General features: G+C 74.7%; 10 protein-coding genes. 6 read left to right on the top strand and 4 right to left on the bottom strand.

Annotation, left to right across the window (positions count from 1 at the left end):
• Positions 1-125 precede the first annotated feature (125 nt).
• Complete coding sequence (locus tag ACFVVX_RS32715) at positions 126-1,046, bottom strand: esterase/lipase family protein (protein ID WP_387951093.1); 921 nt, start codon at positions 1,044-1,046, stop codon at positions 126-128.
• Between the two features lie 201 nt (positions 1,047-1,247).
• Here ACFVVX_RS32715 and ACFVVX_RS32710 point away from each other — a divergent pair, with 201 nt between their 5' ends.
• Complete coding sequence (locus tag ACFVVX_RS32710; protein WP_387950988.1) at positions 1,248-2,606, top strand: PucR family transcriptional regulator; 1,359 nt, start codon at positions 1,248-1,250, stop codon at positions 2,604-2,606.
• Positions 2,607-2,684: 78 nt separating this feature from the next.
• Here ACFVVX_RS32710 and ACFVVX_RS32705 read toward each other — a convergent pair whose 3' ends face one another.
• On the bottom strand, positions 2,685-3,440 hold the full coding sequence (locus ACFVVX_RS32705; protein ID WP_387950986.1) for an acyltransferase: 756 nt from the start codon (positions 3,438-3,440) through the stop codon (positions 2,685-2,687).
• Positions 3,441-3,608: 168 nt separating this feature from the next.
• Between ACFVVX_RS32705 and ACFVVX_RS32700 the strand changes: the two genes are divergently transcribed.
• A complete protein-coding gene (locus tag ACFVVX_RS32700; protein WP_387950984.1) occupies positions 3,609-4,358 on the top strand; it encodes a maleylpyruvate isomerase family mycothiol-dependent enzyme in 750 nt (249 codons plus the stop codon).
• 105 nt (positions 4,359-4,463) lie between these two features.
• Here ACFVVX_RS32700 and ACFVVX_RS32695 read toward each other — a convergent pair whose 3' ends face one another.
• On the bottom strand, positions 4,464-5,237 hold the full coding sequence (locus ACFVVX_RS32695) for an enoyl-CoA hydratase family protein (protein WP_387950982.1): 774 nt from the start codon (positions 5,235-5,237) through the stop codon (positions 4,464-4,466).
• Between the two features lie 168 nt (positions 5,238-5,405).
• On the opposite strand from ACFVVX_RS32695, the gene ACFVVX_RS32690 reads away from it, so the two are divergent.
• Both ACFVVX_RS32690 and ACFVVX_RS32685 read left to right on the top strand, forming a co-directional pair.
• Positions 5,406-6,278, top strand: coding sequence for an ATP-grasp domain-containing protein (locus ACFVVX_RS32690; protein ID WP_387950980.1), 873 nt, complete (start codon positions 5,406-5,408; stop codon positions 6,276-6,278).
• An 83-nt stretch (positions 6,279-6,361) separates the two neighbouring features.
• The gene (locus tag ACFVVX_RS32685; protein ID WP_387950979.1) at positions 6,362-6,877 is read left to right on the top strand and encodes a RidA family protein; all 516 of its coding nucleotides are present in this window, start codon (positions 6,362-6,364) and stop codon (positions 6,875-6,877) included.
• Positions 6,878-6,927: 50 nt separating this feature from the next.
• Here the strand turns inward: ACFVVX_RS32685 and ACFVVX_RS32680 are convergent, their stop codons facing one another.
• The gene (locus tag ACFVVX_RS32680) at positions 6,928-8,220 is read right to left on the bottom strand and encodes an MFS transporter (RefSeq protein WP_387950978.1); all 1,293 of its coding nucleotides are present in this window, start codon (positions 8,218-8,220) and stop codon (positions 6,928-6,930) included.
• Positions 8,221-8,301: 81 nt separating this feature from the next.
• Between ACFVVX_RS32680 and ACFVVX_RS32675 the strand changes: the two genes are divergently transcribed.
• Together ACFVVX_RS32675 and ACFVVX_RS32670 are read left to right on the top strand one after the other, a co-directional pair.
• Positions 8,302-9,294, top strand: coding sequence for an ArsR/SmtB family transcription factor (locus tag ACFVVX_RS32675; protein WP_387950976.1), 993 nt, complete (start codon positions 8,302-8,304; stop codon positions 9,292-9,294).
• Between the two features lie 263 nt (positions 9,295-9,557).
• Positions 9,558-11,828, top strand: a complete 2,271-nt coding sequence (locus ACFVVX_RS32670; protein WP_387951092.1) for a glycosyl hydrolase family 18 protein — start codon at positions 9,558-9,560, stop codon at positions 11,826-11,828.
• The last annotated feature ends 226 nt before the right edge of the window (positions 11,829-12,054 follow it).

Below are 12,054 nucleotides of genomic sequence, written 5' to 3'. Positions count from 1 at the left end.
TCCCGCCGGCCCCCCCCCACCCCCGCGCGGTCGGCCCCCCCCGCCCCCTCCCCCCCTCCCGCCCTCCCGGCCCGGGGCCGGGTATGGGGCCCGGGCCGACTTCCCGTGCAGCGGCCCCAGGAGGGTCAGGAACAGAACACCGGGGTCGCGTGCGCCGGGTCGAGCGCGTTGGCGACCAGGTGCAGGGCCGTCGGCGAGAAGGCGATCGCCACGTGCTCGGCGAGCGAGACGGGGCAACGGTCCTGCAGGACGACGTTGTTCACGTTCGGACCGCTGAGGAACTGGGTGCGGTACGGCGTGACGACCTCGTCGTACACGGTCGCGATCACCGTGTACGCGACGCCGGGCACGGTGTCCGCCACCGTGGCCATCCGCCGGTTGAAGGCGGAGTCCACCACCTGGTCCCGGCAGGCCGCGCAGGCGGTGTAGATGAGCTCCGTGACCCTGGGGAGGTAGGGCGCCAGGTTGGCGATGCCGGAGAGCGTCGTCCCGTGGTTGGACGGCGCCAGCCCGATCACCTTGTCCACCTTGGCGGCGCCGCCGAGGAACTTCACGTAGTAGTTCGGGAGCATGCCGCCCTGCGAGTGACCGACGATGTCGACCTTGGCGGCGCCGGTCGCACCGCGCACCAGGTCCACGAAGCGGCCGAGCTGGGCGGCGGAGTCGGCGGCGGGGCCGAGACCGCCGATCGGCAGGAGCAGGCCGCTGCCGGAGGAGGTGATACCGGGGACCATGCCGTAGTCCAGGGCGAAGACGCAGTAGCCCCGGCGCTTCAGCTCGGGTGAGAGCGCCAGCCAGTTCTCGTACCGGTTGGCGAAGGTGCCGTGTACCAGGACGACCGGGTTGGGGTGCGCCGCCGACGGCCGGCAGGCCCAGTCGTTGGCACCCGGCGGCGAGGCCACCGTGTCGCCGTCGGGCGGCAGTTCGGCTGCCGAGGCGGCCGGGGCCTCGGTGGCCTCGGTGGCCGCGGTGGCGGCGGTGGCGGCGGACGCGATGGGGGACGCGTCCGCCGCCTGGGCCGCGGTGGCGGGCCCGCCCGCGAGCAGCGCGCCGGCCAGCACGGCCGAACCGAGCGCCCCGAGGAGCCCGCGCCGCAACGGTCTTGCGGCGAAGCGGAGAAGTGGGGTTCTCAACTGTTGCCTCCACAGCGGAAGTTTGTTACCAACAGGTAACTCGAGTGCCTCCATGATGCGGTCGCCCCTCCGACCCGGCCCTTGGGTGTCCCCCAGATCTGGACGGTGTTTTCTGTGACGGCTCACAATTCACCCGACCGCCCGCCCGACCACACCTCCGACCACATCCCCGGCGGCTCGACCGGCCGTTCGACCAGCAGCTCGACCGACCGCGCCCCCGGCTGGCGGATCCCGGTGATCGGCGGGGTGCCCGCCGACCGGCGGCTGCTCGGCACCGTCCCGGAGCTGGTCGAGGCCGTCATCGCCGCCCTGCTGGAACGGGTGCCGACGTACCGCCGACTGCCGCACGAGCAGCTGAGCGGCGAGCTCACCCGGGTCACCGAGCGCCGGATCCGGGCCCTCGCCCAGGCCGTCCGCACCGGACTGCCCGCCCCTGACGAGGAGTTCACCGCCGTCCGGGAGGCCGCCGCCCGCCGCGCCGAGGAGGGCCTGCCACTGGACGCGGTCCTGCTCGCCCACCACCTCGGCATGGAGGTCTGCTGGGAACTGGTCACCCGGGACGCCCGCGACAGCGACGCCGCCGACCTGCTGGTCCTCAACCGGCTGCTGCTCGACCAGCTCCGCCAGGCCACCGCCGCGGCCGGCGCCGGCTACTTCGAGGAGCGCCGCACCCTGGCCGACGAACGGCACGCCGCCCGACACGCCCTGCTCACCGCCCTGTTGGACGGCACACCCGCCGAGGAGGCTGCCACCAGAGCCGGGATCCGGCTGCCGACCGCGTACGCCGTGCTCTGCCTCGCCGTCTCCGACCACCCCGACGAACAGGCCCCCGGCGTCGACCGGGCGGTGGCCGGCCACCGCAAGCTGCGCCGGCTCCGCACCGAACTCGACCACCGCACCCGGCAGTCGGCGCTCTCGACGCTCTCCTCCTCGGGCGGCCTGGTGCTCGTCCCGCTGGACCACCGCCCCGACGCCGTCCCCGACGCCGAGTGGCGCCGCCTCGCCGACACCGTCGACCGGACGGCCCGGGCGGCCGGCGTCCCCGTCCTGGCCGGAGCCTCGGCCGCCGGACCGGCAGGGGTGGCCGTCGCGGCCGGCCTCGCCTTCGAAGTCCTGGAAGTGGCCCGGGCCTTCGGCCGGCCCCCCGGTCTGCACCGCCTGGACGACGTCCTGGTGGAGTACCAGCTCACCCGGCCCAGCCACGCCCGGTCCAGGCTCGCCTCGCTCCTCGAACCCCTGGAGGACGGCGGCGAACTGCTCGCCACCCTGCGCACCCACCTGGCTGGCGGCCTCAACCGCCGGCACACCGCCGGCGCCCTCCACCTGCACCCGAACACCGTCGACTACCGGCTGCGCCGGATCGCCGCCCTCACCGGTCTCGACCCGGCCCGCCCGGCCGACCTGCTGAGGATCACCGCCGCGATCGCCGCGCGGGACGCGGAACGCGCCTCGGCCGCGCCCTGCCGACCCTGACCATCCCGCCGGCCCCGACCATCCCGCCGGACCTGACCACCCCGTCGCCCCCGACCATCCCGCCGGACCTACCGGGCGTCAGGACTCCTCGCCCGGCAGCCGCAGGTCCCAGCCGACCAGAGCGCGCAGCTGCTCGGCGGTGACGCCGTCCGGTATCGCCGCCGGCGGCTCGTGGCGCAGCGGCGGCTGCCAGCCCTCGTCCTCCGTCCAGCGGCGGACGACCTTCGCGGGCGCCCCGGCGACCACGCTGTGGTCGGGGACCTCGCCGCGGACCACCGAGCCGGCCGCGACCACCACGTTGCGGCCGAGCCGGGCACCGGGGAGGATCACCGCGCCGGTGCCGATCCAGCTGCCGGCGCCGATCTCGATCGGCTCGTTGCGCGGCCACTGCTTGCCGATCGGCAGGTCGGTGGCCCGGTACTCGTGGGCCTGGTCGGATATGTAGACGCCGGGGCCGGTCCAGACGTCGTCGCCGAGCACGATCGACTGGTGGCCGACGATGTGGCTGTCCCGGCCGATCACACAGCCGCCGCCGATCCGGACGATCGGTTCGGGCCCGAGGTCGAGGCCGGGCAGGAAGCCCGCGCTGATCGTGACGCGCTCGCCGATGATCGAGAACGGGCCGATGGTGATCCACTGCTCGTTGAAGACGGCGCCGAGCGGGAACGCCAGCTTCGTCCCGTCGCCCAACTCGGCGAACCGGTACGGGCCGGGGTTCTCACTGGACACCGAGCCGACCCGCTGCACCCACCGCCAACCCCGGTGGACGAGGCGGCCCACGGCACGTCGGCCACCGGCCCGGGCGGAGGAGAACAGGGAACGGGTGATCGGCATGCGCTCACGTTACCGGCCCGTAGGCCGCCGCCGACGGGCGAGGCGGCCAACATCACACCCCCCGCCGGCCCGGCCGGAGCGCGGCCGTCCGCGCCCCGGGAGCACTCCGCCCGGGATCCCGCACAACTCCGTGTCCGAAAACCGCGATCGGTGCCAGACTCACCGATCATGAAGATCTCCGAACACATCGACGCACTGCGCCGCGAGGGCGTCCTGCTCGCCGACGCCGCCGGCCGCACCGACCTCGCCGCCCCCGTCCCCACCTGCCCGGACTGGCGGCTGCGCGATCTGGTCCTGCACACCGGCCAGGTCCACCGCTGGGCCACCGCCTACGTGGTGCACGGTCACCGCGCGCCGGTCGACGCCGACGGCGAGCGCGCCGCCTGGGGGCCGGAGCCGTCCGACGCGGCACTGGTCGACTGGTTCCGCGAGGGCCATGCCGCCCTGGTGGAGGCGCTCGGCGCGGCCCCGGACGACCTGGACTGCTGGAGCTTCCTCCCGGCGCCGAGCCCGCTCGCCTTCTGGGCCCGCCGCCAGGCGCACGAGACGGCCGTGCACCGCTTCGACGCCGACGCGGCGGCCGGTGCCGAAGGCCCCCGGGTGTCCACCGCGCTGGCGCTGGACGGGATCGACGAGCTGCTGCGCGGTTTCATGGCCCGCAGTCACACCCGGGTGCGCAGCCAGCGCCCGCGCACGGTGCTCGTCCGGGCCACCGACGAGCCCGGTTCCTGGCTGCTGACCGTCAGCCGGGAACCGCTGGCCGTCGAGCCCGTCGACGGTCCGGCCGAGCTCACGCTCACCGGTCCGGCGCACGAGCTGTACCTGCTGCTCTGGAACCGCCTCCCGCTCGACCGCGCCCACGCCGAGGGCGACCGGGCGCTGCTGGACCTCTGGCGGGAGACGGCGGTCATCCGCTGAAGCCAGGCCCTGGCTAGCCCTGGGGTCCGTGTCCCACGGGCCCCGGTTCCCCGGACCGCCGGGGAGCCGGGGAGCCGGACCGCCGGGGAGCCGGGGCCCGTGGGCTCACACCGCCCACGGCGCGGGCCGCTTCTCCAGGAACGCCCGCATCCCCTCCTGCGCCTGCTCCGAGCCGAACAGCCGGGCCGACAGGGCGACCAGCTCGTCCGCGTCGCGCTCGAAGGAGCGCAGCACCTCGGCGTTGGCCAGCCGCTTGGACTCGGCCAGGCCCTGCGGCGCTCCCAGCCGCAGGGCGTCCAGCAGGCCCTTCAGCGCGGTGCCGGTGTCCTCGGCGGAGTCCGTGGCCTGGGTGATCAGGCCGATCCGGGCGGCCTCGGCGGCGTCGAAGACCTCGCCGGTCAGGTAGTAGCGGGAGGCGGCGCGCGGGTCCAGCTTGGGGCGCAGCGGCAGCGAGATGACGGCGGGCGCCAGGCCGAGCCGGACCTCGGTGAACGCGAAGGTGGCGGCCGGTCCGGCGAGGGCGAGGTCCGCCGCGCCGACCAGCCCGAGGCCGCCGGCCCGGACGTGCCCGTCGATGACGGCGATCACGGGCTTGGCGCAGTCCACGATGGCCCGCTGGAGGTCGACCAGGCCGCGCGGGCCGACCGTCGGGTCCGTGCCGGTGGCCTCGGAGAGGTCGGCGCCCGCGCAGAACACCTTGCCGGTGTGGCCGAGGACCACCGCGCGCACCGCCGGGTCGGCCGCCGCGGCCGCCAGGCCGGCGGTCAGCTCGGCCATCAGCCGGGTGGAGAGGGCGTTGCGGTTGTGCGGCGAGTCGAGGGTCAGGGTGGTGACGGCGTCGGCGGTGGTGACGCGGACGAAGGGCACTTCGCGGGTCATCGGTGCGGGCCTGCTTTCCGGCTGAGGGTGGGTCGGATTGCTGCGCGGCGCCCGTGGTGCTGGGGCGGCGCCCGGACGACTCTGACATGCCCACCCGCCCCTCGGCCAGAGGCACCGGGGCGGAAAACCGGTGGTGGGGCGGCCGTCGGCCACGGCACCATCCCGGGTATGACCACCGACGCCCTGCTGCTGCTCGCACCCCGGATCAACGAGACGGGGCTGCAGCTGCTCACCGCCGCCCGTCGCCGGGGTCTGCGGGCGCACACCGCGGCGGCCTGGCGCGTGCCGGAGGGGCTGCTCGGCCCGCACCGCAGCGGCGGCGGGGACGGGCCGGCGCCGTCCGTGCACCTCTACGGCGGGCCGCTGTTCGGCGACGCGGTCGGCGGGGCGCTCGGCCTGGCCCTGCTGGAGCCGCCGGACGGGTGGCTGACCGGTCTGCCGTTCGAGCTGACCCGGCGGCGGGTGGCGTGCGTGCCGCTGGCCGAGGCCCGCCGGCTGCGCCGCCCGGCGTTCCTCAAGCCGCCCGCCGACAAGTTCTTCCCGGCCCGGGTGTACCCGGACGGCAGCGGTCTGCCCGGCCCGGACGTCTTGGACGACGCGATGCCCGTCCTGGTCAGCGACGTGGTGCGGTTCCGCCGCGAGTACCGGCTGTTCGTCCTGGACGGGGCGGTGCGCACCGCCGCGCGCTACGCGCTGGACGGCGAGCTGAGCGTCGCCCCGCTGGACGAGGACCCGTACCGGGAGGGGGTCCTCGGCTTCGCCGCCGAGGTGCTGGCCGCCTCCGCCGGGTCGCTGCCGAGCGCGGTGGTGGTGGACGTCGGGCTGCTCGACGACGGCACTGGCGGGCCGGACGGGCCTGGCGGGCCCGGCGGTGGGCCCGCCTGGGCGGTGGTGGAGGCCAACGCGGCCTGGGCCAGCGGTGGTTACGCCTGCGATCCGGCCGCCGTCCTGGACGTGGTGCTGCGCGCGGCCGGTCCGGCCACCGCGCTGGCGCAGGCCGACCGCCCGTACTGCCGCGAGCTGCCCGAGGTCACCGGCTGACGCCGGCCGTCAGGCCCGGCCGCCGCCGGGGCTCGGCGCGAATGCGGTGGTGCCCCGCTCACCCCACCCGCCAGGATGGGCCCATGACGATCACGGACTCCACCGGCCCCACCGAATCCACCGACAACACCGGCTCCACCGGCTCCATCGACTCCATCGCTTCCGCGCAGCACCTCACGCACATCGCCGAACCGCCGGGCGTCGCCCCGGGCCGCGGCTACACCAACGTCGTCACCGGCACCGGCCGACTGGTCGTGGTCTCCGGACAGGTCGCCCTGGACGAGCACCGCGAGCTGGTCGGCGCCGGTGACCCGGGGGCGCAGGCCCGGCAGGTCTTCGAGAACCTGCGCCGCTGCCTGGCCGCCGCCGGTGCCGGCTTCCAGGACGTCGTCAAACTCACCTACTTCGTCACCGACATGGCGCACCTGCCCGCGGTCCGCGCGGCCCGGGACGCCGTCATGGACGCCGCCCGGCTGCCCGCAAGCAGCGCGGTCCAGGTCTCCGCGCTGTTCATGCCCGAACTCCTGCTGGAGGTCGAGGCATTCGCCCTGGTCCCCGAGGGCGCGACCCCCGAGGACCAGGACGCACCACCCGCGTGACGGCCGCACCCCCGTGACAGCCGTACCCGCGCGGCGGCCGCACGGCCGGTCTAGACCGGCTGCGCGACGACGTGGCCGCGCCGGCGGGCCCACCGCACCGACGGGCCCATGGCCAGCCCGGCGGCGGCCAGCAGGACGCCGAGGGCGATCCAGCCGGGCAGGCCGTACCCGATGACGGCGGTGCTGACCAGGGCCGGCCCGATCATCAGTGCCGCGGAGCTGCCCGCGTTGAAGACGCCCTGGTAGGCGCCGTGGTCGCGCTCGCCCGCCAGGTCGTAGCTGAGCGCCCAGCCGCCGGCCTGGCTCAGCACCTCGCCGAGCGCCTGCAGGGCGACCCCGGCGAGCACCACCAGGGCCGCCACGGCGGCGGGCAGCCCGTGGGCGACGGCCAGCACCAGGCAGGAGGCGCCGAGGATCAACCCGGCCCGGCCGCACACCCGGGCGGCCGTCGCCGGGTCCTCGGTGCCGCGGGTGGCCCGGACCTGCAGGGCGATCACCAGCACGGTGTTGACGATCAGGGTGCCGGCGACGGTGATCCGGGGCGCGTCGGTCTCCTTGACGATCCACAGCGGCACCCCGACCTCCAGGATCGCGAACTGCAGGCAGAGCAGCGAGTTCAGCGCGGTCACCACCAGGAACGGCCCGTCCCGCAGCGCGGGGTTGCGCCGCCGGCCGGCCTGCTCCGCCACCCCGGGACCGGTCGCCCGCTCCCGCATCGGGACCGGCAGCCGGGCGTACAGCACCGCGACCACCAGGTAGGAGACGGCGTCGGCCAGGATCGCCGTCAGGTACGCCGACCGGGTGTCGAGCTGGAGGGCGATCGCGCCGACCGCCGTGCCCAGGCACATGCCGACGTTGGTCACCACCCGCAGGTACGCCCGGCCCGCCACCCGCCGGTCGGCGGGCAGCAGTTCGGCGTAGAGCGCGGCGCGCACCGCGGCGGAGCCCCGGTCGACGGCGGCCACGACACAGGCCAGCCCCAGGAAGGCCGGGTAGCTGTGCACCAGCGCGTAGCCCGCGGTGCCCACCGCGTCCACCGCGACCAGCACCACCAGCACCCGCCGCGCGCCCCAGCGGTCGGCGGCCCGCCCGGCCGGCACGCTGGCGGCGACCCCGCACAGGCCGGCGGCGGTCAGCCCGAGGCCGAGCTGGGTGGCGCTGAGGCCGAGGACCCGGGTGAAGAAGAGCACCGCGACGGCCAGCGAGAGCCCGTTGCCGACCGTGTTGACAAGGGTGACCCCGGCGAGCCGGCGCACCGTCGGATCGGGGTGCAGAAGCCTGGACGGCCCGCGCCTGGGCGGGTCCTGGGTCGGTGCGGTGGTGTCCGCCGGTGAGCTGGTCATGCCAGTGATCACACCGCCTCGCACGCCCCGAGCAGTACTGATTTAGGCTCTGCCTGAAAGCTCCAGGAAGGATCGCCCGCTATGCACCGGTTCATGTTGGGGCTCTCCGACCTCGCCACCACCTGGTTCGCCATCTCGCCGATCCAGGAGGCCACGCTCAGCCTGCGGATGTGGACCCACCCGGGCCACTACACACTGCAGGCACCGGCCTTCGAACGGCTGCGCCCCGCCTTCGAGCGCGTCGACTCGCTGCTGCTGCGCTCGCTGGTCGCCGACAACCGCTGGGTCCCCGACTTCCTGACCCCCCGGCCCGGCACCCCGGGCCCGGACTTCCGCACCGAGCTGGCCGTGGTCCGCACCCTGCCGCCCGAGCGGCTGCGCCCCGAGCTGGAGCAGACCTTCCTCCCGCACGGCCGCCCGATGCCCGCCCCGCTGGAGGCCGGACTGGCCGACCCGGCCCGGCTGCTGGCCCGGATCACCGACGCCCTGGAGGAGTACTGGGAGGTCTGCCTGGCCCCCGCCTGGTGGCCGCAGGCCCGCGCGGTGCTGGAGGCGGACCTGGTCTACCGGGCGCGGCTGCTCGCCCAGCACGGCGCGGCGGCGCTCTTCGCCGACCTGGACGCCCGGCTGCACTGGGAGGACGGCGTCCTGTCGATCAACCGCCGCTGGACCGAGTGGGACCAGGACGTCACCGTGGACGGTCGCGGGCTGGTCCTCACCCCGACCTTCTTCGCCCGCGGCGCGGTCACGATGATCGGCAACGATCGGCCGCCGCAGATCAGTTACCCGGCCCGCGGCCAGGCCGGGATGGCCCGGCCGGCCGCGCCGGTGACGCCCCGCGCGCTGGAGCTGCTGCTCGGCGCCCCCAAGGCCCGGCTGCTCGCCCTGCTCGCCGAGCCCGCCTCGACCACCGACCTGGCCTACCGCCTGGGTGTCACGCCGGGCGCCGTCAGCCAGCACCTCGCGGTCCTGTTCACGACCGGCCTGGTCACCCGGGCCCGGCACGGCCGCTCGGTGCTGTACACCCGCAGCCCGCTGGGCGACGAGCTGGGCGGCGGCCCGCGCCGGGGCTGAACAGGTGTCCACACCGGGGCCGCGCAGCCCCGCCGGCCCTGTTCCCCAACTCCCCAGTGGTACAGACCTGTTGACGCATTGGTCCAGTCCTCCTACAGTGCCCATGCCCCCGTCTCCCCACGGCGCGGGCACCGATCGGCCACGCACCACCCGTACGGTTCTACGTCACCCTGTTCCACCCCCACGTCACAGGGAGAACCATGTCCGCTCGATCCGGGGCCGCCCGCACCAGGGCCGCCCGTCTGCGGGCCCACCGCCCGCGCATGCGCAGCAGACTGCTGGCGCTGCTCTCCGTCCTGCTCCTGCCGCTGGCCGCGGTCACCGTGCTGGCCACCCCGGCGAACGCGGCCGGCCGACTCACCGCCTCCTTCACCAGTGCCGACAACGGCTCGTGGTGGAAGGGCACCTTCATCGTCCGCAACGACAACGCCGCCGCCGTCTCCGGCTGGACCCTGGAGTTCGACCTGCCGGCCGGCGTCACCATCGCCAGCAGCTACAACGGCACCGCGACGGTCAGCGGCCGGCACGTCACCGCCGCCAACGCCTTCTACAACGCGAACGTCCCCGCCCACGGCACCACCGAGCCGTACAGCTTCTGGTTCGTCGCCAACGGCCCGATCGCCGCCCCCACCGGCTGCCGGGTCAACGGGGACAAGTGCGACGGGAGTTCGGACGTGCTGCCGTCCGCGCCCGGCACTCCGGCGGTGACCGACTCGACCGCGCACAGCCTCGCCCTGAAGTGGCCGGCCGCCACCGGCGGGGACTTCCCGGTCGCCTCCTACGAGGTGCTGAACGGCTCCACCGTGGTGGCCACCAGCGCCACCACCGACGTCCTGGTCAGCGGGCTCGCACCCGCCACCTCCTACACCCTGACCGTGCGCGCCAAGGACACCCGGGGCAACGCCGGCCCGGCGAGCGCGCCCGTGACCGCCTCCACCTTCGACCCGGCCACCGACCCCGTCCCGCCCACCGCGCCCACCAACCTCCGCGCCACGGCGGTCGGTTCCTCCGACGTGACGCTGGCCTGGAACGCCGCCACCGACAACCTCAAGGTCGCCGCCTACGACGTCTACCAGGGCGCCACCCTGGTCCGGACGGTCACCGGCTCCACCCTGACCGCGGCCGTCAACGGCCTCTCCCCGTCGACGGGTTACACCTTCACCGTGAAGGCCAGGGACGGCGCCGACAACACCTCGCCCGCGTCCGCGCCGCTCGCCGTGACCACCTCCGACCTGGTCGGCGCCGGCAAGTACGCCCGGGTCGGGTACTTCACCCAGTGGGGCATCTACGGCCGCCAGTACTTCGTCAAGAACCTCGACACCTCGGGCAGCGCCGCCAAGCTCGACGTCATCAACTACGCCTTCGAGAACATCGATCCGGTCAACCTGACCTGCCTGGCCGGCGTCACCAAGGGCACCACCGCCGACCCGCAGGACCCGGACCAGGGCACCGGCGCGGGCGACGCCGACGCCGACTACGCCCGCCCGATGAGCGCCGCCCAGTCCGTGGACGGCGTCGCCGACGACGGCTGGGGCAAACTGCGCGGCAACCTCAACCAGTTGAAGAAGCTCAAGGCCAAGTACCCGAACCTGAAGGCGGTCGTCTCGCTCGGCGGCTGGACGTACTCCAAGTACTTCTCCGACGCGGCCGCCACGGACGCCTCCCGGCAGAAGCTCGTCAAGTCCTGCATCGACGTCTGGATCAAGGGCAACCTGCCGCTCTACAACGGCGCCGGCGGCGACGGCGTGGCGGCCGGCATCTTCGACGGCATCGACCTCGACTGGGAGTGGCCCGGCTCCGGCGACGGCCACGCCGGCAACCACTACAGCGCCAACGACAAGGCCAACCTGACCGCCCTGCTCGCCGAGTTCCGCAAGCAGCTGGACGCGCTCGGCGGCTCGCACAAGCTGCTGACCGCCTTCACCCCGGCCGACCCGGTCAAGATCAACCAGGGCTGGGACCTCTCCAGGATCTTCAGCTACCTGGACATCGCCAACGTCCAGGGCTACGACTTCCACGGCGCCGGCAGCGACAACTCGTGGGAGCCCAACAGGACCGGCCACCAGGCCAACCTCTACGCGGACACCCAGGACCCGTACAACTTCCACTTCAGCGTGGACGCCGCCGTCCAGGCCTACCTGGGCGCCGGGGTCAACCCGCGCAAGCTCACCATCGGCTTCCCGTTCTACGGCCGCGGCTGGCAGGGCGTCGCCGACGGCGGCGCGGCCGGCGAGTGGCAGTCGGCGACCGGCGCGGCCCCCGGCCAGTTCGCCGAGGAGGCCGGCACCCGCGGGTACAACAACCTCATCACCACCTTCCCCAACCTGACCGTCCGCCACGACACCCAGTCCATCGCCACCTACGGCTACACCGGCGCCGGCGGCCAGTGGTGGACCTTCGACGACACCTGGTCGATCGCCCAGAAGACGGCCTACCTCAAGTCGAAGAACCTGCTCGGCTCGATGATCTGGGAGATGTCCGGCGACACCCCGACCGGCACCCTGATCACCGCCCTCGACGCCGGCCTGAAGTAGCCGCCCGGCCGACCCTACGACGCCCCGACGACGTCCCGACGACGTCCCGACGATGTCCCGACGATGTCCCGAAACCTCCCAAGACATCGCGCGGGCGCCTTGGGGGACGAGAGCCGGGGAGCAACACCGGGGCCCCGAACGGCCGGTCGCCGGTCGGGGCCCCGCCCCCGGCCGCGGTGGCGGCGGGCGCGACCGCGAGGCGTTCGCCGCCCGGCGGCGGGCCGCC

The organism is Kitasatospora sp. NPDC058170 (genome assembly GCF_042883905.1).
GTDB lineage: Bacteria > Actinomycetota > Actinomycetes > Streptomycetales > Streptomycetaceae > Kitasatospora.
This window is presented reverse-complemented; position numbering and strand designations above follow the sequence as displayed.